This window comes from Rhodococcus sp. DK176 (assembly GCF_038447315.2).
In the GTDB taxonomy this organism is placed as follows: Bacteria; Actinomycetota; Actinomycetes; order Mycobacteriales; family Mycobacteriaceae; genus Rhodococcus_F; species Rhodococcus_F jostii_A.
In genome coordinates this window covers 4,727,253-4,751,922 of the sequence record NZ_CP118321.2, presented here as the reverse complement: position 1 = coordinate 4,751,922, position 24,670 = coordinate 4,727,253, and the positions used below count along the sequence as shown (strand labels likewise).

Genomic DNA, 24,670 nt, shown 5'->3' with positions numbered 1-24,670 from the left:
CTACAAGCAGATCGCCAGCGCCTGCTGCGAGGGCCGAAGCCCCGAACCGACGAAGGTTCCACGACCCCAGCTATTACTCTAGTTGGCTGCCGATCGACCTGCTGCCCCTCCACCCCTTTAGATGGAAGTGCAGGCCTGCTTACCCGTATTTAACGCCCCAGCTCCGGCAATCGTTTCCCCTTCGCTGTACGCCTGGAGCGAACAGGTTCCGCGATGCCGATGCGGACCACCATGTCGTAGCCGCCGGGACCGGCTCGAATGGACACTTCTTTCCAGTTGTTCCCCATCCAGACGGTCCTGGACGGGATCCTCCGGGCACGTCCTGGCCGTGGTGTCACAGAAATGCGACAACCGCTTGCCCGCGAAGTTCGCGGCCCGCTTTTCGAAGGAAGCCAGACCTGCGTGTCCGGACAGGGTATGTCGATGAGCTGTGAGTTCGCCACCCTTACGTTTCCGCCGGCGGCGACCGCGATACCCAGCGGGTTGCTCAGGACTCTCCCGGTAACCGGCGACGAGGCCAGAAAGGGTTACCCCGCGATGGGGGCGACGAACCGGCAGGGCACGTCGCGCGGGTGCGCGGGATCCAGCGCGTTCAGCACGAATCCCGCGGCCCGCGCAGAACCGGCGACGGCGACGTGGTCGGAGTAGTCCTGCTCACAACCGTCCTGGACGACGATGTTCGTCGTGTCGGGGCCCGGCTCGATGCCGCTCGTGTACGGGACGACCAGTTCGTCGTAGCGGGTGGCGATGTTCGTGTACTCGACGCCGGGGACGTAGACCCCGTCCGCCCGCATGCGGTCGATGAACGCGGAACCCTGCAGCATCTCGGGGCAGGCCCGGCAGACGGGGAAACCTGCCGCCACCTCGTCGTCGATGCCGAGCGACCGCATGTACCGCCCGACGCTGACCTGATCGGTGCCGTACGTGCCGTGCCACGGCGGTGCCAGTGACACGACCTTCGCGACCTTGTCTGCTCCGCCGAAGAACTTCACGTAGTTGTTCGCCTGCAGAGTGCCCTGGGAATGTCCCACCAGGTCGACTTTCGAGGCGCCTGTGCTCGACAGCACCTGATCGACGAATACGGCGATCTGAGCGGTGCCCGTGTCGATGGGAGTCATCCCGCCGATCGCATCGAGCGGCCACGGCAGGTCGGGGAAGTTGCCGTAGGTGAGGGAATACACGCAGTAGCCCTCGTTGGCGATGAGCGGTGCGTACACCGCCCAGTTGGTCTGGCGTGCGCCTCCCGTGCCGTGGACGAGGACCACCGGTTCGGGATGCGCGTCACTCGGTCGGCAGGACCAGTCGTTCGAACCCGGGGCCGAACCGCCCGGATTTCGCAATTCGAGAGGCACGCCGGCGAGGAACGAATCCGGCACCGGATAGGTCGGCGCCGCGGACGCCACCCCGGCCCACATCACGAACGCCAGGAACAGAATCCCTGAAACGGTCACGCAGCGCCGCACAGCTACCCCCCGACTTCCCGATTAACGAATCAGTGCGGGACGGTAACAGTGCAGGTCACCTCGCGGAGCGAATCAGCAAATTCTGTCCCCAGCTAACTTTCAGTTCGCCTTGTTGTAGGCGTCGATAATTTCCGCGGAGATACGTCCGCGCGCAGAAACCTTTTTGTTGTTCTTGCGCGCCCATTCCCGGATAGCGGCGCTCTGTTCCCGATCGACCGAAACTCGGGACTTGGTGGCGGCCGGAGCCGCCACGGCCTTGCCGCGCTTGCGCGAGCTCACCTTGCGCGCGTGGGAAACCCACACGTCGAGTTGCTCGCGCAATTTCGCCGCATTCTCCGAGGAAAGGTCGATCTCGTACTGAACACCGTCGAGGCCGAACTCGACCGTCTCGTCGGCAGACGCCTCTTGATCGACATCGTCGATCAGGGTGACAGTGACCTTCTTAGCCATGGGATGAAATTCCTCTCGAATGAAGCGACGTCTCATCGTCAACGTGAGCTACGACCCGGAGGTAACCATACCCCTGTTCTTCCGATTCGGAATACGAGGAATGGATCGAATTTATCCGCGCGAATTCACCCTGGTGAATCAGCGAGAAGAAGGGCGAACAATGGGAAAGAGGATTGTTTCGCGGATTCCCAATCCCGTCAAAGCCATCAGCAGACGGTCGATTCCCATTCCGGTGCCGGTGGTCGGCGGCATTCCCTGCTCCATAGCGGCGAGGAATTCTTCGTCGAGGGCCATCGCCTCGTCGTCACCAGCCGACGCGAGACGCGCCTGATCGACGAACCGCTCACGCTGGATGACCGGATCGACCAATTCCGAATAGCCCGTGGCCAACTCGAACCCGCGGATGTAGAGGTCCCACTTCTCGGTGACCCCGGCCTTGCTGCGGTGGTCACGAGTCAGCGGCGACGTCTCGACCGGGAAATCACGGACGAACGTCGGCTCGAACAGCTGGTCGCCGCACTGGTGCTCCCACAGTTCCTCGACGAGCTTCCCGTGCCCGTAACCCTTGTCCTTGGGGACCTCGAGGCCCACCTTCTCGGCGAGCGCCAGCAATTCCTCGACGGTGGTATCCGGAGTGACCTCGACACCGATCGCCTGCGACAGCGACGGGTACATCTCGAGGGTCTTCCATTCACCACTGAGGTCGTATTCGGTGCCGTCGGCGAGTGTGACGACCTGCGAACCGAAAGCGGCCTGCGCCACTTCCTGGACGAGTTCGCGGATCATCACGGCGGAATCGTCGTACGTGCCGTACGCCTCGTATGTCTCGAGCATCGCGAATTCCGGCGAGTGCGTCGAATCGACACCCTCGTTGCGGAAATTCCGGTTGATCTCGAAGACCTTCTCGATACCGCCGACGACGCACCGCTTCAGGAACAGTTCGGGAGCGATACGGAGATAGAGGTCGATATCCAGGGCATTGGAATGAGTGATGAACGGGCGGGCCGCGGCGCCACCCGCCACCGTCTGCAGCATCGGCGTCTCGACCTCGAGGAACCCGCGCAGCTCGAGCGCGTTCCGGAGCTCACGGACGACAGCCACCCGCTTACGCGCATTCTCCCGCGCCTCGGAGCGCACGATCAGATCGGCGTAACGCTGCCGGACCCGCGACTCCTCGTTCATCTCCTTGTGCGCAACCGGCAGGGGCCGGAGCGACTTGGACGCGATCTGCCACGAATCGGCCATCACGCTCAGCTCACCGCGACGGGAACTGATCACCTCGCCGTGCACGAACACGAAGTCACCGAGGTCGACATCGGCCTTCCACAACGCGAGAGCATCCTCACCGACAGCGGCGAGACTGATCATCGCCTGCAGCTGGGTGCCGTCGCCTTCCTGCAGCGTCGCGAAACACAACTTGCCCGTGTTGCGCACGAAGATCACCCGGCCGACGACACCGACCTGGTCGCCGGTGGCCGTGTCGGGCTCGAGTTCCGGGTACTTGGCCCGGATCTCCGCCAGCGAGTGGGTGCGCGCCACCGACACCGGGTACGCCTCGCGTCCCTCCGCGAGGATGCGCTCACGCTTCTCCTGGCGGATGCGAAGCTGCTCGGGGGTGTCGTCGACTGGCTGGGCTGCTACTTCACTCACGGGTCACCAGCCTAATCGACGCCCGCGCGTGCCCCTATTCAGAGGTCAGCACCAACTCGACGGCTCGCCGTCGGCGTCATGCGACGGCTCGCCGTTAGTGAGCCGAGACGGTGGCCAGCTCCCGCACGCAGTGCTGCGTGGCGATGAGCGAGCCCAGCAACCCCGCAGCCTTGATCGCCTTGTACCCGCCGACGAGATCGGTCGCCTTGTGCAGACCCAGTTGCTGCAGCGCCGCCGCGGCGAGACTCGACGTGTAGCCCTCGGAGCAGACGATGATCCACTCGACGTCGTGGTCCACCGCGAGCGCCAGGTGCGCCGAGCTGGTGGGATCGCAACGCCACTCGAGGACGTTGCGTTCGATGGCGAGTGCGCCGGGGAGCGTTCCCTCGATCGCCCGCTGCGCCTGCGGGCGGATGTCCACGACGATCGCGCCACGCGCCACGGCCTCGGGCAGCTCGAATGCGTACATGCGGTCGATCTGGGCGCGGGCCTCTTCGAGCATCTGGTCGATGTTCACTTCGAACCACCCTCGGGGAGATCGGTGAGCTCGGTCCGGGTACGGCGCAGCGTGCCGTGGTCGGTGACCTCGTAATAGGACATGGCCGATAGTGGCGGTGAGTAGGCGTGCACGCTCAGCGTCGGCGTCACCACCTCCGCCCCGGGCGCGTCCGGCGCCCGCACCACGTCGTGGACCCAGCCGAGCGGGAACGAGGCCTGATCGCCTGCCTCGAGAGTGCGGTGACGCAGTCGGTCACCCGCCCAACGGAACTCGGACAGTGCGCCGCTGAGAACGGTGAGCGCGCCGAAAGAGCCTGCGTGGTCGTGCAATTCGGTGTTCCGGTCGGGAACCCAGCTGATCAGCCAGACGTCGACGTCGTCGTCCGAGTAGAGCCGGGTCGACCAGCGCTCGTCGGTGGGCCAGCTCTGCGGCAGCAGGACGTCGTGGCGGCCGTCGAGGACCTCGGATGCACCCTGATCGGTGATGCGCAGCAGGTCAGCCGGGCGAAGACGGGTGGGTACAGATGCAGAAGAATACGTTGCGAGCACGAGAGAGACTCCCAGAAGTGTGAATTGGTCAAGGCAGCGTTCAGCCTCGACAACACTCCTGAGCACTCGTGCAGAGATTCACGGGGACCATTCTGACATAACTTCCGCGAAGAGGGAACCCGTCACTCGAGCGGGCTGCGACGCGCACCCCGGCGAGCCTGATTCCGCTCGTAGACCAGGCGCAGCCCTTCGAGCGTGAGATCCGGTTCGTGCTCGTCGACGGTTTCCGTCTCGGGCATGATCAGCGGCGCGCGGTCACCTGTCGCGATCACCACCACGTCGGAACCGGAGAAGGCGGGCAGTTCCTTGCGCACGCGGCGGACCAACCCGTCGACGAGGCCGGCGAAACCGAACACCGCACCGGACTGCATGCACTCGACGGTGTTCTTGCCGACGACGGAGCGGGGCCGCACCAGTTCGACCTTGCGCAGCGCCGCCGACTGCGACGCGAGTGCGTCCGAGGAGATCTCGAGGCCGGGCGCGATGGCGCCGCCGAGAAACTCGCCCTTGGCGGACACGACGTCGACACATGTGGACGTCCCGAAGTCGACCACGATGCACGGTGCGTCGTAGAGGTGATGCGCCGCAAGACTGTTCACGATCCGGTCGGCGCCCACCTCCTTGGGGTTGTCGACGAGCAGCGGAACACCGGTTCGCACCCCGGGTTCCACCAGCACGTGCGGGACGTGCCCCCAGTACCGCGTCAGCATCACGCGGATCTCCCGCAGCACCGACGGCACCGTCGACAGCGCGGACACACCGGTGATCTGATCCGTGTGCGCGCCGAGGAGGCCCCGGAAGATGAGGGCCAGCTCGTCCGCCGTCATCCTCGCGTCGGTGCGCATCCGCCAGTCCTGCACCAACTTCGAGTGTTCGCCGGACCCGGTGAACAGTCCGAGAACGATGTTCGTGTTCCGGACGTCGACGGTGAGGAGCATGGGTTACACCAAACTGGATTCGCGCTCGGCGTCGAGCGTCGACAGCATGCGCGGGGTGATGAGACCGGAGCCCTCCGGCGCGTGCGCGGGGTCGGCGCCGAGCTCGATCGGTGAGTTGGCGGCGTCGACGAACACGACACGCGGCTCGTAGTCGCGCACCTCCTGCTCGTTCATGACGCCGTACGCGATGAGGATGACGAGGTCGCCGGGCTTGACCAGATGCGCTGCCGCACCGTTGATCCCGATGACACCACTTCCCCGCTCGCCGGCGATCACATACGTTTCGAGCCGCGCGCCGTTGTCGATGTCGACGATGCACACCTGCTCGCCCTCGAGAAGGTCGGCGGCGTCCATCAGATCCTGGTCGACCGTCACCGAGCCCACGTAGTGCAGGTCGGCGTGCGTGACGGTGGCGCGATGGATCTTCGACTTCATCATGGTGCGAAACATGTTCCGGTCCTTACTCTTCTAGCGGGAAAGAAGTTCGTCTGCGGCCGACGCGTCCGACGGTGGTTCGGCGTCGCGTTCGAGGAATCCGGTGCCGACGGCGACACCGACGTTGTCGATCAGGCGGGTGGTCCCGACCTTGGCTGCGACGAGCAGCCTGCCGTCGCCCCGCTCGGGGGCGGGGCCGAGATCGACGCCCCGCACCTCGAGGTAGTCGACCTCCACCTCAGGGACGGACGCCAGCACCTCGCGCGCGGTGGCGAGGATCGCCTCGGCGCCCCCGGCCGCGGCGTGGGCGCCGGCGATCAGGGCCGCGGACAGTGCCGTCGCCGCGCTGCGCTGCGCCTCGTCGAGGTAGCGATTGCGCGAAGACAGTGCCAGTCCGTCGTGCTCACGCACCGTGGGCACGCCGAAGATCCGGACGTCGAAGTTCAGGTCGGTCACCATCTGCCGGATCAACGTCAGCTGCTGGTAGTCCTTCTCACCGAAGTACGCGACGTTCGGCGCGGCGATCTGCAGCAGCTTGGCGACGACGGTGAGCATGCCCGCGAAGTGCGTCGGCCTGGACACGCCTTCCAGCTCGGCGCCCAGCGGTCCGGGATGGATCGTGGTCCGCGGTCCTGCCGGGTACATGGTGGCTGCGGTGGGCACGAACGCCAGCTCGACTCCGGCCTCCCGCAGCAGTTCGAGATCGGCGTCGAGGGTGCGCGGGTAGGCGTCGAGGTCTTCGCCGGCGCCGAACTGCAACGGGTTGACGAAGATCGAGACGATCACCACCGCGCCGGTGAGCTTGGCCTGCCGCACCAGCTCCAGATGGCCCGTGTGGAGGGCCCCCATCGTCGGCACGAGCGCGACCTGGCGGCCGACACCGCGCAGCGCCTTCGAGACCCGGGTCAGCACGCTCGGGTCGTGGTGCACGGTCAGTTCGCCGCGCTTGTATCCGCCCTGCAGATCGCTCACGGAACTCACCTCCGGTCTTCCAGGATTTCCAGCAGTTCGGGTGTCGCACCGGCGCGTTGCGCCGACCTCAGGGACAGGGCGCGGTAGCCGGCCGCGATCCGCGGATCGACCTCTTCGAGTACCCGCAGATGCGTGGCGACCGCTTCCGAATCGCCCCGCGCGACCGGCCCCGTCAGCGCCGACGGCCCGCGCCGCAGGGCGTTGTCGAGCGCCGCGGACAGTAGCGGCTGGAGAACTCGTTCGGCCAGGCCGTTCGGATCGTCGCCGATCAACTCCTGGCCGAGCAGTTCCTGGCCTTCGAGGGCGACGCGCAGCGCGGCCACGGCGTCGACGACGAGCGTCACCAGGTGGTTGCTGCCGTGGGCGAGAGCGGCGTGGTACAGCGGTCGCATGTCCTCGCGGACCCGGACGGGCTCGCCGCCGATCTCGAGGACCAGCGACTGCGCGATCGCGTAACCGATATCGTCGGCGGCGGTGATGCCGAAACAGGCGGACGCGAGACGGACGGTGTCCTCGTCGTGCCCGGTGAACGTCATCGCGGGGTGAATCGCGAGCGGAACGACGCCCTGCTCGGTAAGGGGGTCGAGGATCCCGATGCCGTTCGCGCCGGACGTGTGGGCCACGATCGCGCGACTCGGCACCGCACGGGTGGAGGCCAGCCCCGCGATCAGCGACGGCAGTTCGGCGTCGGGGACGGCGAGAACGAGCAGTTCGGAACGGGCCGCGACCTCTGCCACCGGCAGAATCTCGGTCTCGGGAAGCCGGGTCCGGGCTCGGTGACGTGAAGCGTCGGAGACGGCCGAGCAAGCGACGACGACGTGACCTGCCCGCTCCAACGCGGCACCGATTGCTGTACCGACCCGGCCGGCGGAGACGATTCCTACCGTCAACCTCGCAGGCGCAGGGCCATTAGTGATCCCGAAAGAGGTCACCTTCGTCCTCTCGTTCGTTCCAGTCCCGCTCGGCGGGTACCAGACGTTCCAGGGTGAGGATAGCCCGGCTCTAACGCGGCCCGCCATGCGCAGGCAGAGTGATATATGCCTCACACGATGCGGGTTGATCCTCGGGCGCGTCCGGCCTTATTCGGCCCGGCGACGCCTGCCGCCGGTGCTCTGGGCGGCCCCGGATGCCGACTGCATGTTGGCCATGATCTCGGCGACCGACAGCCCGTTGGCGTGCGCACCCGACGGTTCGTCGTCCTCGGGCGCGCGTCGGCGGCCCGGCCGCGCTTCGGGCTCGGCCTCTGCCCCTGCCGCTGCCTCTGAGTCGGGCTCCGGCTCGGGCTTCGCGACAGGTTCGGGCTCGACCTCCGCGACCGGCTCCGGCTCGGGAGCCTGCCGAGTCTCGGCAACCTGCTCGGGCTCCGGTTCCGGCTCGACCTCGATCTCGATCTCGGGTTCGGTGTGTCCGGCATAGGCGGGCTCGACGATGGACGTCTCGGCGGTGACCGGATCGTCGTCCGGATTCGCGAAGTGGTGCGACGACTGGGCGGAACCACTCTGATGCCCCGCCCCGGCGGCATGTCCCGCCCCTGGGATGTACAGGCCCGACGCAGCAGGCTGGTAACTGCTGTACGACCCGCCTGCAAGTTCCTGCACACGCGTCGAATCCGCCCGCAGCGCGATCCGTTCGGTCGGCATCGCGCCGTCGAACAGGGCCTCGAGATTCTTGCGGAGCGACGAGAGTTCGGCACGCAGCGCGGCAAGTTCTTCGGCGTCGGCGCGCACCTCGCTGCGCACCCGCTTCTCGACGGTGAGCTCGTATTCGCGCCGTGCCGAGATCTCCCGCTCGAGCTGCAACTCGTAGACGGTCTGCAGGTCGTTGACCTTCGCCTTGTCGAGCGCCGACTCGCGCCGGTACTTCGTCATGGCGATGGCACCGACCGTGGCGGCCCACAGTGCGGCCACCAGGCCCACCCGCAGGAGTTGGACGCTGTCGCTGAAGATCAGGAAGAGGGACGCGATCACCGCGAGGGCGAGCAACCCCGCAACGATCATCTGGCTCGCGCTGCGCCTGTTGCGGCGCGCAGACTTGAGGCGACCAGGATTCGTCATGGTGCCAGGGTACTTGGCCGCGAAGGGTGCGCCGCGCATTCCATCGGACCTGCGGCGATCCCCTGTGCCCTAGTGCGCCGGCTCGTCCGAGGGGTCGTCGGGAGTGCGGCAGCAATGTTCCAACCACAGCGCCGCGCCGACGAGGGCAAGCGCGGCGACGAGACCCACCCACGCGCCGGGAGTGTCCGAGACCGCAGCCCGGAGCACCGACCGCTGCGGAAGCAGGTACAGCAGGAAACCGCCCCACACCCCCGCCGTCGCGGCACCGACGAGCGCGGACGCCTTGGCGAGCGCCGCCACCCGGGCGGCGGTGATCGGGTGCAGCTGACGCGGTCCGTCGCCCACCTGATGATTGCTGACCCGGGATCGCACCATGAACGCGAGCACGACCTCGATCAGCGCGACCGGGTACAGCGACGCCCCGGCGTACACGGGAATCGGCGGAAACGAGCCGTAGAACACCCGGACCAGGATCCAGGTGGCGGCGACGGCGATAGCGGCCAGGAACAGCAGATCCCAGATCCGGGTGGGTTTCATCGTGCCCGTCGGTTCCGGCTTCATCGCGACCGCCGGTCCAGAACGAGTTGCGTCCGGTGCACGCCGGCCCGTTCGTCGTCGTCCAGCAGTGGCAGCAGCGCATCCACCCGGGTCGTCGTCCCGTCGACCCGCAGGACGGCCTCGGGTTCGACGTCCAGCCACGGAATCAGCACGAACGCACGCTCGTGTGCTCTCGGGTGCGGCAACGTCAGTTCCGGGTCGTCGCTGCGGACGTCGTCGCACGTGACGACGTCGACGTCGAGCGTGCGGGGGCCCCACCGTTCGATCCGCACCCGGTCGGCGGCGGCCTCGAGTTCCTGCCCGCGTCGCAGCCAGCCGTAACCGTCGAGTGCGGGATCGTCGACGACGAGAACCGCGTTGAGGAAGTCCTGCTGCTCCACACCGCCCCACGGCGCCGTCGAATACACCGGAGAGACCGCCACGACCGCGTCACCCAGCCCGTCGAGAACGGACTGCAGATGGGCAAGACTGTCGCCGACGTTCGATCCGATCGACAACACCGCGCGACTCATGGCCGCGACCTGTGCGCGACCACCGCGACGTCCGCGAACGTCAGCGGAATCGGCGCGGACGGCTTGTGCAACACCACCTCCGTGCTCCGGACGCGAGGGTCGGTCATCACCCCGTCCGCGATCTCCGCGGCGACGGTCTCGATGAGGTCCCGTGGGGGCCCCGCGACGATCGCGGCCGCGCGCTCGGCCAGTCCGCCGTAGTCGAGGGTGTCGTCGAGGTCGTCCGATGCGGCCGCCGGGGCGAGGTCCATCCACACGGTGATGTCGACGTAGAAGTCCTGACCGTCCCGCTTCTCGTGTTCGAAGACGCCGTGATTTCCACGAACCTTCAAGCCGCGCAACTCGATTCGATCACTCACGTCCGGCTGCACCCTTTGCCCAGGCCTCGGCGACCGCGATGGCGTCGAGGGAACCCTGCGCATCGTGCACGCGCACTCCCCACGCCCCGTGGGTCGCGGCGAGCGCCGAAACGACGGCGGTCGCGATCTCCCGTCCGGCGGGCGGCCGCGGCTCCCCGTCCGCATCCGCCAACAGCGAACCCAGGAACCGCTTGCGCGACGCGCCGATCAGGACGGGGAATCCCAGCTCGTTGAACTCGGGCAGCGCCTTCAGCAGCGCCCAGTTGTGGTCGGCGTTCTTCGCGAAACCCAGACCCGGATCCAGCACCAGGGAACCCGGATCCACCCCGGCCTTCACGGCCAGGTCGACCTGGGTCATCAGCTCGTCCCGAACCTCCCGGACCACGTCGTCGTAGTGATCGGCGGTGCCGCGGTGCACGTAGTCGGCAGCCGAACGCCAGTGCATCAGGATCCACGGCACTCCGGCGTCCGCGACCACCGAGGCCATCGCGGCATCCGCGCGGCCACCGGCGACGTCGTTGATGATCGACGCACCCGCCTCGATCGCGGCCTCCGCGACGGACGCCCGCATCGTGTCGACACTGACGCAGATGCCCTCGCCCACCAGATCCGCGATCACGGGTGCGACGCGACCGGCTTCGACGTCGGGATCGACCCGCGCCGCGCCCGGGCGGGTGGACTCGCCACCGACGTCGACGATGTCGACGCCGAGACGCTTCAGCTCGAGACCGCGCGCGAGTGCGGCGTCACGATCGAGGAAGCGTCCGCCGTCGGAGAAGGAATCGGTGGTGACGTTCAGGACGCCCATCACCACGGTTCGGCCTGGCGAGGGCAGCTCGATCACGGTCACTTCCGCAGAATAAGGTCCAGAGCCTCGGAACGTGAGGCCGCGCTGGACTGGAGCAGACCACGCACCGCGGAGGTGGTGGTACTCGCACCAGGCTTGCGGATGCCCCGCATCGCCATGCACAGGTGCTCGGCCTCGATGACCACGATCGCACCGCGCGGGTCGAGCTTGCGCATGACGGCGTCGGCGATCTGGCTGGTCAGACGCTCCTGGACCTGCGGACGCTTGGCGTACAGGTCGACGACGCGCGCCAGCTTCGACAGCCCGGTCACCTTGCCCGTCTTACCGGGGATGTACCCGACGTGGGCAACCCCGTGGAACGACACGAGATGGTGCTCACACGTGGAGTACAGCGGAATGTCGCGAACGAGCACCAGCTCCTGGTGCCCCTCGTCGAACGTCGTGTTCAGCACCGTGTCCGGGTCGGTGTAGAGGCCCGCGAAGACCTCGCGGTACGACCGCGCCACGCGGGAGGGCGTATCCCGGAGTCCGGGACGGTCCGGATCTTCACCGATCGCGATCAGCAGTTCGCGCACCGCAGCTTCGGCACGCGGCTGATCGAACACCCGGCCCGTCTCGAGTGCCACGGGCTCACTACCGAGATGATTCACCGACAACCGAAACTCCTCCAGTACCGGGACCGATCGTCCCGAAGCAACAGCCTAGTGTCGGGCGGATCAGTTGGATCCGTCCGGTCCTTTCCAGGCCCTCGTCTGCGCATCGTCGTCGCCGGTGCCACGCTGCTCGTGCGGCGGGTTCCACTGGTTCCCCGGACCCTGGTTCCCGGGGTACTGCCCCTCCGGGTTCTGGTTGCCCGGATCGCGAGGCGGCCAGCCCGGAGCCGACCAACCCGCGGGGGCGCCGTAGTCCGGACGCGGCTGCGTCATCCCACCCTGCGGCCGGGCCGGTGCCGGCTGCGAGTAACCGTTGGCGGGTGCCGGCTGCGGGTACTGCTGCTGCGGCGGAGCCTGCTGCGACTGCTGCTGGGCGAAGACCGGCTCGGGCTGCTGAGGCCACGGCTCGCCGCGCTCGACCGCGAGTTCCCGCGGCGTCTTGACCGGCGGCTTGTCGGACGGCGTCCGGTGACCGAAGTCGTTGAACGCGGTGATACGCGGGCGCTTCTCGACGCTGTGGAAGATCTTCTCGAGATCCTTGCGGGTGAGCGTCTCGCGTTCGAGCAGTTCGGTGGCCAGGATGTCCAGCACGTCGCGGTACTCGTTGAGGATCGCCCACGCCTCGGTGTGCGCGGCCTCGATGAGGTTGCGGACCTCTTCGTCGATCTCGCGCGCGACCTCGTGCGAGTAGTCGGACTGCTGACCCATCGACCGGCCCAGGAACGGGTCTCCACCCTCCTGGCCGTACCGCACCGCACCCAGCTTGGCGCTCATGCCGTACTCGGTGACCATCGACCGGGCGATCTTCGTCGCCATGTCGATGTCGGAGGACGCACCGGTGGTCGGCTCGTGGAACACGAGTTCCTCAGCCGCGCGGCCACCCATCGCCATGACGAGTCGAGCGATCATCTCGGACCGCGTCATCAGGCCCTTGTCGTCCTCGGGCACCGTCATCGCGTGACCGCCGGTGCGGCCGCGGGCGAGGATGGTGACCTTGTAGACGGGCTCGATGTCGGGCATCGCCCACGCGGCGAGCGTGTGCCCGCCCTCGTGGTACGCGGTGATCTTCTTTTCGTGCTCGCTGATGATGCGGCTCTTGCGGCGGGGACCGCCGACGACACGGTCGACGGACTCCTCGAGCGCGGCCTCCGTGATGACGGTGCCGTTCTCGCGGGCCGTGAGCAGCGCGGCCTCGTTGATGACGTTGGCCAGATCGGCACCCGACATTCCGACGGTGCGCTTGGCCAGGCCCTCGAGGTCGGCGTGCTGATCGATCGGCTTGCCCTGCGAGTGGACCTTCAGGATGGCGCGACGACCGGCGAGGTCGGGGGCGCCGACCGGGATCTGCCGGTCGAAGCGGCCCGGGCGCAGCAACGCCGGGTCGAGGATGTCGGGGCGGTTGGTGGCGGCGATGAGGATGACGCCGGTGCGGTCACCGAAACCGTCCATCTCGACCAGCAACTGGTTGAGGGTCTGCTCGCGCTCGTCGTGACCGCCGCCGAGGCCGGCGCCACGCTGGCGTCCGACGGCGTCGATCTCGTCGACGAAGATGATGCAGGGGCTGTTCTGTTTGGCCTGGTCGAACATGTCGCGCACGCGGGACGCACCCACACCGACGAACATCTCAACGAAGTCCGAACCGGAGATTGTGAAGAACGGGACGCCGGCCTCACCTGCCACCGCGCGGGCGAGCAGGGTCTTACCGGTTCCGGGCGGCCCGTACAGCAGCACACCGCGCGGGATCTTCGCGCCCAGCGACTGGTAGCGCATGGGGTTCTGCAGGAAGTCCTTGATCTCGTACAGCTCTTCGACGGCCTCGTCCGCACCCGCGACGTCGGCGAACGTGGTCTTCGGCATGTCCTTGTTGAGCTGCTTGGCCTTCGACTTGCCGAAGCCCATGACGCCGCCACGACCGCCGCCCTGCATGCGACTCATCACGAAGAAGAAGATGCCGAGCAGAATCACCATCGGCAGGACGAACAGCAGGATGGACGTGAGCCAGCTCTCCTGCGTGACCGTGGTGTTGTAGCTCTGCAGGCCCTTGTCGGAGATCTTGTTGAAGATCTGCTCGGACGCCGACGCCGGATACTTCGCGAGGATCTCGGTCTTGCCGTCGGTGGCGTCGTTGCCGTCCTTCAGCCACAGGCGCACCTGCTGCTCCCGGTCGTCGATCTGCGCCTTGTCGACGTTGTTCGCGTCGAGCTGCGCGATCGCCACGGAGGTGTCGACACCCTGGAATCCGCGCGTGTCGTTGCCGAAGTAGCTGAAGGCGTAGATCACCAGCAGGATGCCGGCAACTATCGCCAGGTTTCGAAACACAGTCTTACGGTTCATACAGGTCGGCCGATATGGCCGGTCCTTTCGAGAGTGCGGGTCTTCCGGGTGCGCCTTCCGGCTGCCAACCGGACAAACCAGGTTACCGCGAAGGCACCCCGGCGACTCCAGGTAGCAGCCAACCGCCGTTGGGAGCGGTCTCTTTTCTTTCAACGCATGCGGTTGCCCATCGGTTCCCTCGGACTCGATCCGGGTCCGAATGTGCGGGAGTTCACCGCGCGGGCGCGACCCTCGGCCAGCCGCCGCCCACCCGCTCGATGTGAGCGGCCAGGGCCAGGATCCTGGCCTCACCCCCGGGCGGCGCCGCGATCTGCACGGCCAGCGGGGTGCCCGAATGCGAGTGCGTGCCGACGGGGACACTCGCCGCAGGCCACCCGACGAGATTCCACAGCGCGCTGAGCGGGGCGTATCGCACGTTGGCCACGATGTTCGACAGCCACGACCGCTCGCTCCACGTCGTCGCCGCGAGCGGCGGCTGCGCGAGAGCGGGTGTGATCACCACGTCGTAGTTTTCGAAGAATGCGCGTAGCGACTCTTCGAGCCTGCCCACCTGCTCCGGGCGGACGAACCGGCCCAGCGCGCGGCCCAGCGCGACGTGCCTGCGGGTCCGCGGCTGCAGTCGCCGCAGATCGAGTCCCTTCGCGTCGGCGGCCGTTCCCGCGGTCCAGCGGGCGAGCACGGGGAGCAGGTTGACCGGGTAGGGCAACGTCGCGGGCTCGACGTCGTGACCCGAGCCGGTCAGTTCCGTGCCGGCGCGCACGGCCGCGTCCCGCCACTGCGGATCGACCGTGGCAAGGAACGTCGGCGACCCTGCCGCCACCGCGATCCGCAACGGTTCCGATGCGCCGATCCGCGCGAGTTCGGGTCGATCGGCGAGGACGGACAGCATGAGGGCAGCGTCGTCGACGGTCGTGGCGATGGGCCCGTTCTCGGCCATGCCGAACCACGAGGTGGCGCCGAGTTCGGACGGCACGACTCCCCTGCCCGGTTTGATACCGAACACTCCGCAGTTCGCCGACGGGATGCGGATCGACCCCAGACCGTCGGTCCCGTGGGCCAGGGGCACCATCCCCGCGGCGACGGCGGCGGCCGCTCCCCCGGACGAACCCCCACAGGTCAGGGACGGATTCCACGGATTGCGGGTGATGTGGCCGGGCGCGTCGGTGGTTCCCCACACCGCCAGTTCGGGGAGGGTGGTCAGGCCCACGACCACCGCTCCCGCCGCCCGCAGTCGCGCGACGACCGGGTGATCGGCGACCTTCGGTTCGGCACTGGTCGCACCCGATCCCTCGCGCATCGGCAGCCCGGCCACCGAGATGACGTCTTTGATCGCGACGGGCACTCCTGCCAGCGGAAGTGTGGACAGATCCGGCCTGCGGGAGAGGGCGAGCGCGTCGGCTCGGGCCTGTTCGGCGAGGACGGTGACGAACGCCTGAATCTTCGGTTCACGCTGTTCGATGGCCGCGAGCGCGGCCTCGACATGCTCCATCGGGCTCGAGACGCCCGAGCGAACCTGCTCGGCGACGACGACGGCTGAGGTGAACGGGGAGTCCCCCATTACCCGAGTATATGGTGCAGCGAAGCAGGCATTTCGAGTATTCGCGCTGGATACGGTAGGTCTGTGGGGTTACCATTCGCTTGTCCCTGGATGGGACTCTTCACACCGCTCCAGACAACCTCGATGTGCCCAGAGAACCCGCCCAGTAGAACCCTCGATGTGCAATGACCAGAGGAAACGGGTCGGGCAGAGACGGATCGGCCGCTGGATCGGACTCTGCCGAACGGACCGTCGGAGTCACGAACTCCGAACACGAGAGCAGCGAAGCGACGGTTGCGGCCGGCCCGTCGACGGTGGTTGCTGCGCACACCGTGTCCGCACGGACGATGACCGCCGAGCAGACCGCCGCCGCCGAACAAACCGCCGCCGCCGAGCAGACCGCCGCGGCCGAACAAACCGCGGCCGCCGGTCCGACCGTGACCGCCAGGCAGCCGGACACGCTCATCACCAAGCCGCCGAGCAATGCGGCTCTCGACGATGTGGAGGTCGGTCAGCAGGTCGACGACTTCGACTTGCTGATGGGCCTGGGCAGCGGCGCGTTCGGCCGCGTGTTCCTGGCACGACAGCGGTCGATGCAGCGACTCGTCGCGGTGAAGATCTCGCACGACAAGGGGAACGAGCCGCAGACCCTCGCTCAGCTCGACCACAACTACATCGTGCGTGTGTTCGACCAGCGGTTGCTCGAAGACCGCCAGCTGCGCCTCCTCTACATGCAGTACCTGCCGGGTGGCACCCTGCTGCGGGTGCTGCGCCGCGTGCGTGTGACCCCGGAACAGGACCGGACGGGCAGTCTGCTGCTGGACGTGGTCGACGAGGAGATGCGGGAGAAGGGCGAGCTCAGGCCCACCGACTCGAGTGTGCGGGACGAGATCGCGTCGCTCACCTGGCCGGAGACGATCGCGTGGCTGGGGCGGCGATTGGCCGAAGCCCTCGACTACGCCGGTAAGCGCGGCGTCCTGCACCGCGACATCAAGCCCGCCAATATCCTGTTGACGGCCGAGGGTGTGCCGAAGCTAGCCGATTTCAACATCAGTTTCAGCGACACCGTCACCGGGGCGTCACCGCTCGCCTACTTCGGCGGGTCCCTGGCGTACATGTCGCCCGAGCAGCTCGAGGCGTGTCACCGCGGCATGCCGGGGACGGCGGCGGACCTCGACACCCGCAGCGACATCTTCGCCCTCGGGGTGATGCTGTGGGAGCTGATGTGCGGGCGGCGTCCGTTCGAGGACGAGGACGTGTCGAGCGAGTCGCTCGTCGCACTCGAAGCGATGCTGGACCGCCGCAGCCGCGACATCGACCCCGAATTTCTGGACCAGTTGCCCTACGACTGCCCGCCGTCGCTGCGACGGGTGCTGCTGACGTGTCTGGCACCGAAACCGGAGGACCGGTGGTCGTCCGGCGCCGAACTGGCCCAGCAATTCGACCTGTGCCTGAATCCGCGGGCCCGGGACCTCGTCGATCCGCCGCCGAACAGTTGGCGCATGCGGCTGCGCCGATTCGCCCTCCCGATTCTGGTGATCGGTATCGCGGTGCCGAATGCCCTCGCGGGCGCCTACAACTATCACCACAACAAGATGCTGATCATCAGCAATCTGACGCCGGAGGCCCAGCACTCGTTCGAATCGATCCAATTGGTGATCAATTCGATCGCGTTCCCGTTGGGCGCGATCATGCTGCTCTACTGGTGCCGATATCCGCTGCTCGTTCCGCGGGGTCTGCGCAAGGGGAAAACGTACGACCGCCAGACGCTGGCCCGGGCCCGCACCGACACGCTGCTGCTCGGCGACCGCGTCGTGCTCGTGGTGTTCGGGTTGTGGGTCATCGCGGGCATCGCCTATCCGATTTCCCTGCAACTCGCGGCGGGGAACGTGCCGCCGGGCGCGTACGTGCACTTCATCGCATCATTGATCGTGTGCGGTGCCGTGTCGGTGGCGTACCCGTTCTTCGTGGTGGCGTTCTTCGCGGTGCGCTGCATCTACCCGACCCTGCTGCCGCAGGACATCGCCAGCAGCGCCGACGCGCACAAACTGCGGGGTCTCGACCGCCGGAGCACGCTGTATCTCGCGGTGGCCGCCTCGGTTCCGCTGGCCGGTGTGGCCGGGGTGACGTTCCTGTCGCCCGACGAGATCACGCTGGTGATCATCGCGGTCCGCATCCTGTGCGTCGGCGGCATCTTCGCGTTCGTCGGCGTGTACTGGCTGTTCCGGCAACTGGAGCAGGACCTGCGGGCGCTGGAGCTCGCCGTATCCCACGAACCCGTCCGCTGACGGGCGGCGCGGAGATCAGCCGCCGTAGACGGAAGGCTCGAGGGTCCCGATGTACGGCAGGTCGCGGTAACGCTCGGCGTAGTCGAGGCCGTACCCGACGACGAATTCGTTGGGAATGTCGAAGCCGACGTTCGCGACGTTGACGTCGACCTTGATGGCGTCGGGCTTGCGCAGCAGCGTGACGACCTCGAGCGACGCGGGGTTGCGGCTCGACAGGTTGCGCATCAGCCAGGACAGCGTCAGACCGGAGTCGATGATGTCCTCGACGATCAGCACGTGCCGGCCTGCGATGTCCTTGTCGAGGTCCTTGAGGATGCGCACGACGCCCGAGGACGACGTGGACGAACCGTAGGAGCTGACGGCCATGAACTCCATCTGGGTGGGGATGGGGAGGGCCCGCGCGAAGTCGGTCATGAAGAAGATGGCGCCCTTGAGGACACCCACCAGGAGCAGATCCCCCTCCGGGGCGCCCTCCGGGTAGCGCTTGGCGATCTCCTCGGCCAGTTCGACGGTACGTCGACGGATCTCGTCCTCGGAGATCAGTACCGATGCGATGTCGCCTTCGTACACGCGATCAAACCCTTCGTCGGTCGTCCAATCCGACGTTCAGCCTGCCACGTCGTCGGCGGACCACCAACCTCGCGTCCGGTGTTCCGCCCCCGATCGCCACCTGCCCCTGTCCCCGCCACCGTGCGACGAGGTCGTCCACGGCCCGCAGCTGGGTGTCTCCGAGACCGCGCGCACCGGCCGCGAGGAGCCAGCTGCGCAGCACCCGCCGGCGGACCGGTGGCGCCGACAGAGCGAGCAGGGCGGTGTCGATTTCGCCTTCCACCACGACTTTTGCCTGGGCGTCGGCGGCCATCGCGTCGAGGACCGCACCTTCCTCGCGCAAGTGTTCCCCGGTGCGGGCGAGGGCCCCGGCGACGCCGCCGCCCAGGACGTCCTCGAGCAGCGGCAGCACCTCGGTGCGCAGCCGCACCCGCACGAAGTCGGGGGAGGCGTTGTGCGGGTCCTCGTGCGGGCTCAGTCCCAGTTCCGCGCAGGCCTGCCGGGTCACCGCGCGGCGCACGTCCAGTAGCGGACGCCCCCACGGGCTGTCGTACGCGCTCATCCCCCAGATGGATCGACCGCCGGAACCGCGCGACAGCCCCAGTAACACCGTTTCGGCCTGGTCGTCGAGGGTGTGTCCCAGGAGCACCGGACGGGTTCCGCGCGCCGAGTCGAGGGCGCGGTAACGGGCCTGCCTGGCAGCCGCCTCGAGTCCGCCCGACCCGCTCACATCGACGGGAAGCACCTCGGCGGACGCGCAGCCGAGCGCTCGGGCACGGGCGGCCGCCTCGTCGACCACGTCGGCGGAACCCGGCTGCAGCCGATGATCGACGACGAGGGCACACACCGACCGTGCCTCGGCGGCGGCCGCCGCGGTCAGTGCCAGTGAGTCGGCGCCACCCGACAACGCGACCGCGATCTCACCGTCCGGGGCGTGCGCCGCGATCCAGCGCCGCACGGCGTGACGAACCTCGAGGATCGCCGGCTCCTCGGGAAGCACCATCACCGCTCAGCCCTTCCTCGAATCAGCCCAGAACCCGGGACACCCAGGCGTCCGGCGCGTCGATCTCCGCGAGCCGCGGCAACGTGTCGGGGCCGGTCCACACGACGTTGAACCGGTCCATCCCGACCTTGTCCACGACCGCGTCGACGAATGCCTTGCCGCGCACGTACTGCGCCATCTTGGCGTCCATCCCGAGCAGTGCCCGGATGAGACGCTGCACCGGATTGCTCTTGCGGCGGCGCCGCTGATCGAACGCCGCCCGGATCGCGGCCACCGACGGCACGACCGCGGGGCCGACGGCGTCCATCACGTGGTCCGCATGTCCCTCGAGGAGGGTGCCGAGTACCAGCAGACGGTCGAGTGCTTCGCGTTGCGGCTCCGCCTGGGCCGCGCGCAGCAGTCCGACGATGCCGCCCGGTGCGCCCGACTCGTCCGGTTCCGTGCGCCCGCGGGCGCGCAGCGCGGACGACAATCGGCCGACCATGTCGGTGACGGACTCGTCCTCGGCGGATCCGAGGGTCTCCACCGACTCCTGCATGTATCCGGTGAGCCACGGTGAGGACGAGAACTGCACCCGGTGCGTCACCTCGTGGAGGCACACCCAGAGCCGGAAGTCGCTGGGCCGCACCCGCAACGTGCGCTCGACGGACACCACGTTGGGCGCCACGAGCAGCAGGGTTCCGTTGTCGCCGGTGAACGGGTCGTACTGGCCGAGGATCGCCGACGACAGGTACGCGAGCATCGCCCCGGCCTGAATGCCTGCCGGCTTGCCGACCAGCGTGCCGGGAGCGGCGTCGCCGCCCGTGAGTTGCGACATCGAGTGCGCGGCGGCGTGGATCCACCCGGCCCGGTCGAGGATCTGGGCGGTCGGCACCGGAAGTCCGTCGGCGAGGCCGGTGACTTCCCGGACGGGCAGTTCCGCGCGCATCGACGCGTCGGCCAGTTCCGCGACCACGGTTTCGGCGGTGTACCGCGACGTCACCGGTCCGCTGCGCGCGAGCTTCACCCCCGTCCTGGCTGCAAGCTTCCAGTCGACGGCACCGCTGAAGGCATTTCCCTCGGCGGCCATCACTGGCACCCGCACGTGCGGAGCGCGGCCGCCAGTGCGTCGAGCGCGGGACGGCTGACCTCCGGCGGGCGGTCGTTGGACATCAGCGCGAACGTGAGCACACGCCCGTTCTGGTCCACCACGTAGCCGGCGAGCGCGCTGGCCGTGGACAGGGTGCCGGTCTTCGCCCGCACCCATCCGGCGCCCGTGCGGTTCCCCGACGCGTACCGGTCCGACAGACTGCCCGTGGCACCGGCCACCGGCAGGTAGTCGAGCATCGGCCGCAGGGCGGGATTGCCGTCGCCCGCGGCGGCCGTGAGGACCTGGTCGAGCGTGTGCGGGGCGATGCGGTCGTCGACGGACAACCCGCTGGCATCGTGCAGGGTGAACCCCGACAGATCGAATCCGGCCGCGGTCAGCGTCTGGCCGATGGTCGCGACGGCGCCGTCGAACGATGCTTCCGCGCCGGCATTCATGGCAACCTCCCGCCCGATCGCTTCGGCAAGCACATTGTCCGAGTGTTCCATCATCTGCCGCAACCGGTCGCGCAGCGGCGCGGACTGCACGCTCGCCACGGTAGCCGCACCGGGCGCCGCGACCCCCGACGTGACCGCCGACGGGGCGACGCCGAGCGCACCGGCGAGCGTCCGCCCGGCGTCGAGCGCGGGTGTCGAACTGCGCGGCGATTCGTCCACGAGCGGGTCGGCCCGTCCGCCGTCGATCATGATCGGTTCGGTGGGGGTGATGAATCCGGCGCCGACGTCCGTCGGGAACCACCCCTGCGCCATGGTGTCGCCCGAGTAGATGCTGGTGTCGACCACGATGCTCGTGACCTGGATGCCCGCGTTCCGGATCTGATCGACCAGTTGCGAGATGTGCGCCGCACCCGGGTAGTAGCCGTTCTCCCCGACCGGTTTCGCGGTGAGAGTGGGATCACCACCGGCGACGAGGACGATCTCGCCGGGAGTCGCGCCCTGCACCACCTTCGTCGTCACACGGCGGTCGGTCGGCAACGCCAGCAACGCGGATCCCGCGGTGAGGACCTTGGTGGTCGACGCCGGGGTCATCGGGGTCTGCGGGTTGACGCTCCACAGGACCTGACCGGTGACCGCGTCGGCGACCGTTCCGCTGAACTTGCCGAGGTCGGGGTTCGCGGCGGCCGGACCGACCGCGGCGGCGATCCCCTGCGCCGTCGGCATCGGGGCGTCGTCCGGCACCGGCGTGACCTGCGGGGCCGCCGTGATCGGCGCCGGTTCGGGCGCGATCGTCAGTTCACCGCGGCCCGCCGACGCGTTGTGCGCGGTCACCGCGACCACGAGTACAGCCGCCATCGCGAGCACCACGACGACGACCGACGCGAACAGAATTCGCATGTTCCGACGGTGGCGTCCCGCCAACGAGCCCATCTTCTTCTTTCCCTGGCCCGGCAACGCGCCTCCGTCTTCACTGTGATTCGTGGGTGGTCAGACAACCAACCTTATCCTCGACCCGATATCCTCTCCCCGAATCATCATCGACACGACAGCGAGGAATCGGCGTGGAGTTCGACGTCACCATCGAGATCCCCAAGGGTCAGCGAAACAAGTACGAGGTCGACCACGTGACCGGTCGCGTGAAGCTGGACCGCTACCTCTACACCGCGTTCGGCTACCCGGCCGACTACGGCTTCATCGAGAACACGCTCGGCGAGGACGGCGACCCGCTGGACGCGCTGGTCCTGCTCCCCGAGTCCGTGTTCCCCGGCGTCATCGTCGAGGCACGTCCGGTCGGCATGTTCAAGATGGTCGACGAGGCCGGCGGCGACGACAAGGTGCTGTGTGTGCCGGCCGGCGACCCGCGCTGGGATCACATCCAGGACATCGGCGACGTCCCGCAGTTCGAACTGGATGCCATCAAGCACTTCTTCGTCCACTACAAGGACCTCGAGCCGGGCAAGCACGTCGAGGCCGCCGACTGGGTCGGGGTGGCCGAGGCGAAGGCCGAGGTCGAGGCCTCGTTCAAGCGTCTGAAGGACAACGGCGGGCACTGAGCCGGCGGCGAACCGTCTGGCACTGAGCCGGCGGCGAACCTTCTGGCACTGAGCCGGCGGCGAACCGTCTGGCACTGAGCCGGCGGCGAACCTTCTGGCACTGAGCCGGCGGCGAACCGTCTGGCACTGAGCCTCCCGATATTTGCCGCAACGGCGCCCACCCCCGCGGGGGGTGGGCGCCGTTGGCGTCTCACTCCTGCGCGTCTCCCCGCGCCGCGGCCTGGAGGCCGGACTCGCTGCGGAGCGGCACTTCCTTCCACAGCAGGGTGAGGACGAAGGCGACGACGGCGAGCATCGACACGCTGAGGAAGACGGATCCGATTGCGTCGGCGAATCCTTCCCGGAAGGGCAGGGCCAGCACGTCGTCGAGTTTTCCGATCACCGAGCTGTCCGTGAGGACTCCGCTGACGCCGGTGTGGTCGGGGCTGAGCATGCCCTGGCCCATGGCGGCCTCCGCGGGGTCGTTGCTCTGTGCGGCCGCGGCCACGGCTCGACGGAAGTCGGCTGTGCCGGCGGCGGCTGTCACCCGCTCGCCGATGGCCGGGGTGAGGCGGGAGAAGAGGATCGACAGGAAGATTGCGACGCCTGCGGTGCCGCCGATCTGCCGGAAGAACGTGGCCGCTCCGGTCGATACCCCCATGTCCTGCGGGGGCAGTGCGTTCTGAATGGCGAGGGTGAGGGGCTGCATCAGGTTTCCGAGACCGAGTCCGAGGATCAGCATGAACACCATCACGACGGGCATCGGGGTGTCCGCGGCCAGCGTGTGCAGCAGGAACGCGCCGATCCCGATCAGGGCGGTGCCCAGGATCGGGAAGTACCGGTACCGCCCGGTCCGCGAGATCATCTGACCGCTGACCACCGAGCCGGCCATGAGGCCGAGGACCATCGGCAGGATCTGGAACCCGGCCAGGGTGGGGCTCGAGCCCTTCACCACCTGTAGGTACTGCGGTAGCAGGGTGATGCCGCCGAACATGACGGCGCCAACGACGAGGCTGATCACGACACCGAGCGCGAAGGTGCTGTTGCGGAAGAAGCGCATCGGGATGAGTGCGTCGTCCTTCATCGCCAGTTCCACCGACACGAAGGCGAGCACACCGATGACGCCGATCACGTAGCACGCCAACGACTTCGAGCTGCCCCATCCCCAGCTGTGCCCCTGTTCGGCGACCACGAGCAGCGGCACCACACCCACTGCGAGGGCGATCGCGCCCCACCAGTCGATCCGCCGGCTTCCGCTCGGTCGTCGCGGCAGGTGCAGCACGCGGGAGACGACCGTGAGCGCGACCAGTCCCACCGGCACGTTGACGAGGAAAACCCAACGCCAGCCATCGATTCCGAGGATCACGTCCTGCCCGGCGAACACTCCGCCGAGGACGGGGCCGAGGACGCTGGAGGTGCCGAACAAGGCCAGGAAGTAGCCCTGGTATTTGGCCCGTTCACGCGGGGAGACGATGTCGCCGATGATGGTGAGCGCCAACGAGAACAGACCGCCTGCGCCGAGTCCCTGCACTGCGCGGAAGGCCGCGAGCATGTACATCGACGTCGAGAACGTGCACATCACCGAGCCGATCACGAACACCGTGATCGCGAACATGAAGAACGGCTTGCGGCCGTAGATGTCGGACAGTTTGCCGTAGAGCGGCGTCGCCAGGGTGGCGGTGACGAGGTACGCGGTGGTGGCCCACGCCTGCAGCGAATACCCGTCGAGGTCGTCGGCGATGGTCCGGATCGCCGTCGCCACGATCGTCTGGTCGAGCGCGGCGAGGAACATGCCGAGCATCAACCCACTGAGTACAGCCAGGATCTGCCGGTGGGTGTAGGCCACCGGCGTTTCGACCGAATTCGACACTGTTTCCTCGCTGCGCTGTCGTTTACTTGTAGTCCGCAAGTATGCGAGGGCGTCGAGGTTTCGGGCAACTGATGAACTGGGCTTTACCTGCGGATAAGCGTCTGCGACACAGCCGCACCCCGTCCCGGAGGTGC

The 24,670-nt window shown here is 67.8% G+C and carries 24 protein-coding genes; 2 read left to right on the top strand and 22 right to left on the bottom strand.

Annotated features, from left to right (window positions below):
• Positions 1-527 precede the first annotated feature (527 nt).
• The 17 genes from PSR88_RS22475 to PSR88_RS22395 form a co-directional block, all read right to left on the bottom strand.
• On the bottom strand, positions 528-1,463 hold the full coding sequence (locus PSR88_RS22475) for an esterase/lipase family protein (protein ID WP_011596828.1): 936 nt from the start codon (positions 1,461-1,463) through the stop codon (positions 528-530).
• Positions 1,464-1,562: 99 nt separating this feature from the next.
• Positions 1,563-1,913 carry a histone-like nucleoid-structuring protein Lsr2 gene (locus PSR88_RS22470; protein WP_005244957.1) on the bottom strand — a complete coding sequence of 117 codons (351 nt, stop codon included), beginning with the start codon at positions 1,911-1,913 and terminating at the stop codon, positions 1,563-1,565.
• 138 nt (positions 1,914-2,051) lie between these two features.
• Positions 2,052-3,563 (bottom strand): lysine--tRNA ligase, encoded by a 1,512-nt coding sequence (gene lysS / locus PSR88_RS22465; RefSeq protein WP_009477486.1) that lies wholly within the window; start codon positions 3,561-3,563, stop codon positions 2,052-2,054.
• 94 nt (positions 3,564-3,657) lie between these two features.
• Positions 3,658-4,080 (bottom strand): rhodanese-like domain-containing protein, encoded by a 423-nt coding sequence (locus tag PSR88_RS22460; RefSeq protein ID WP_016884159.1) that lies wholly within the window; start codon positions 4,078-4,080, stop codon positions 3,658-3,660.
• The gene (locus PSR88_RS22455) at positions 4,077-4,610 is read right to left on the bottom strand and encodes a cysteine dioxygenase (protein WP_005244961.1); all 534 of its coding nucleotides are present in this window, start codon (positions 4,608-4,610) and stop codon (positions 4,077-4,079) included. Before PSR88_RS22455 ends, PSR88_RS22460 begins: the two co-directional genes overlap by 4 nt.
• A 122-nt stretch (positions 4,611-4,732) precedes the next feature.
• Complete coding sequence (locus tag PSR88_RS22450) at positions 4,733-5,548, bottom strand: type III pantothenate kinase (RefSeq protein ID WP_011596827.1); 816 nt, start codon at positions 5,546-5,548, stop codon at positions 4,733-4,735.
• A 3-nt stretch (positions 5,549-5,551) separates the two neighbouring features.
• Positions 5,552-5,998, bottom strand: coding sequence for an aspartate 1-decarboxylase (panD, locus tag PSR88_RS22445; RefSeq protein ID WP_005262154.1), 447 nt, complete (start codon positions 5,996-5,998; stop codon positions 5,552-5,554).
• Between the two features lie 18 nt (positions 5,999-6,016).
• Complete coding sequence (panC, locus tag PSR88_RS22440; RefSeq protein ID WP_011596826.1) at positions 6,017-6,955, bottom strand: pantoate--beta-alanine ligase; 939 nt, start codon at positions 6,953-6,955, stop codon at positions 6,017-6,019.
• 5 nt (positions 6,956-6,960) lie between these two features.
• A complete protein-coding gene (locus tag PSR88_RS22435) occupies positions 6,961-7,887 on the bottom strand; it encodes a Rossmann-like and DUF2520 domain-containing protein (RefSeq protein WP_011596825.1) in 927 nt (308 codons plus the stop codon).
• A gap of 147 nt (positions 7,888-8,034) precedes the next feature.
• The gene (locus PSR88_RS22430) at positions 8,035-9,009 is read right to left on the bottom strand and encodes a DUF6779 domain-containing protein (RefSeq protein ID WP_192815093.1); all 975 of its coding nucleotides are present in this window, start codon (positions 9,007-9,009) and stop codon (positions 8,035-8,037) included.
• 69 nt (positions 9,010-9,078) lie between these two features.
• The gene (locus tag PSR88_RS22425; protein ID WP_192815094.1) at positions 9,079-9,546 is read right to left on the bottom strand and encodes a DUF3180 domain-containing protein; all 468 of its coding nucleotides are present in this window, start codon (positions 9,544-9,546) and stop codon (positions 9,079-9,081) included.
• Between the two features lie 20 nt (positions 9,547-9,566).
• On the bottom strand, positions 9,567-10,079 hold the full coding sequence (gene folK, locus PSR88_RS22420) for a 2-amino-4-hydroxy-6-hydroxymethyldihydropteridine diphosphokinase (RefSeq protein WP_011596823.1): 513 nt from the start codon (positions 10,077-10,079) through the stop codon (positions 9,567-9,569).
• Positions 10,076-10,438, bottom strand: coding sequence for a dihydroneopterin aldolase (gene folB / locus PSR88_RS22415; protein ID WP_009477479.1), 363 nt, complete (start codon positions 10,436-10,438; stop codon positions 10,076-10,078). Before folB ends, folK begins: the two co-directional genes overlap by 4 nt.
• The gene (folP, locus tag PSR88_RS22410) at positions 10,431-11,288 is read right to left on the bottom strand and encodes a dihydropteroate synthase (protein ID WP_011596822.1); all 858 of its coding nucleotides are present in this window, start codon (positions 11,286-11,288) and stop codon (positions 10,431-10,433) included. The genes folB and folP overlap by 8 nt, the downstream gene beginning before the upstream one ends.
• The gene (folE, locus tag PSR88_RS22405) at positions 11,285-11,902 is read right to left on the bottom strand and encodes a GTP cyclohydrolase I FolE (protein ID WP_009477477.1); all 618 of its coding nucleotides are present in this window, start codon (positions 11,900-11,902) and stop codon (positions 11,285-11,287) included. Before folE ends, folP begins: the two co-directional genes overlap by 4 nt.
• A gap of 60 nt (positions 11,903-11,962) precedes the next feature.
• A complete protein-coding gene (gene ftsH / locus PSR88_RS22400) occupies positions 11,963-14,233 on the bottom strand; it encodes an ATP-dependent zinc metalloprotease FtsH (protein ID WP_016884163.1) in 2,271 nt (756 codons plus the stop codon).
• Between the two features lie 211 nt (positions 14,234-14,444).
• Complete coding sequence (locus PSR88_RS22395) at positions 14,445-15,791, bottom strand: amidase (protein WP_016884164.1); 1,347 nt, start codon at positions 15,789-15,791, stop codon at positions 14,445-14,447.
• 164 nt (positions 15,792-15,955) lie between these two features.
• On the opposite strand from PSR88_RS22395, the gene PSR88_RS22390 reads away from it, so the two are divergent.
• Positions 15,956-18,058, top strand: a complete 2,103-nt coding sequence (locus PSR88_RS22390) for a serine/threonine-protein kinase (protein WP_009477474.1) — start codon at positions 15,956-15,958, stop codon at positions 18,056-18,058.
• 15 nt (positions 18,059-18,073) lie between these two features.
• On the opposite strand, the gene hpt is transcribed toward PSR88_RS22390, so the two are convergent.
• The 4 genes from hpt to dacB are packed head-to-tail and all read right to left on the bottom strand — an operon-like array spanning position 18,074 to position 22,064.
• Positions 18,074-18,628 carry a hypoxanthine phosphoribosyltransferase gene (gene hpt, locus PSR88_RS22385; RefSeq protein ID WP_005244976.1) on the bottom strand — a complete coding sequence of 185 codons (555 nt, stop codon included), beginning with the start codon at positions 18,626-18,628 and terminating at the stop codon, positions 18,074-18,076.
• Between the two features lie 4 nt (positions 18,629-18,632).
• Positions 18,633-19,610 (bottom strand): tRNA lysidine(34) synthetase TilS, encoded by a 978-nt coding sequence (gene tilS, locus PSR88_RS22380; protein ID WP_016884165.1) that lies wholly within the window; start codon positions 19,608-19,610, stop codon positions 18,633-18,635.
• 22 nt (positions 19,611-19,632) lie between these two features.
• Positions 19,633-20,679 (bottom strand): zinc-dependent metalloprotease, encoded by a 1,047-nt coding sequence (locus tag PSR88_RS22375; RefSeq protein WP_016884166.1) that lies wholly within the window; start codon positions 20,677-20,679, stop codon positions 19,633-19,635.
• Positions 20,679-22,064: a D-alanyl-D-alanine carboxypeptidase/D-alanyl-D-alanine-endopeptidase gene (gene dacB, locus PSR88_RS22370; protein WP_016884167.1), complete on the bottom strand. Its 1,386-nt coding sequence runs from the start codon at positions 22,062-22,064 to the stop codon at positions 20,679-20,681. Before dacB ends, PSR88_RS22375 begins: the two co-directional genes overlap by 1 nt.
• 131 nt (positions 22,065-22,195) lie before the next feature.
• Between dacB and PSR88_RS22365 the strand changes: the two genes are divergently transcribed.
• Positions 22,196-22,687 (top strand): inorganic diphosphatase, encoded by a 492-nt coding sequence (locus PSR88_RS22365; RefSeq protein ID WP_009477470.1) that lies wholly within the window; start codon positions 22,196-22,198, stop codon positions 22,685-22,687.
• A 190-nt stretch (positions 22,688-22,877) separates the two neighbouring features.
• On the opposite strand, the gene PSR88_RS22360 is transcribed toward PSR88_RS22365, so the two are convergent.
• Positions 22,878-24,575 (bottom strand): DHA2 family efflux MFS transporter permease subunit, encoded by a 1,698-nt coding sequence (locus PSR88_RS22360; RefSeq protein WP_157180195.1) that lies wholly within the window; start codon positions 24,573-24,575, stop codon positions 22,878-22,880.
• Positions 24,576-24,670 lie beyond the last annotated feature (95 nt).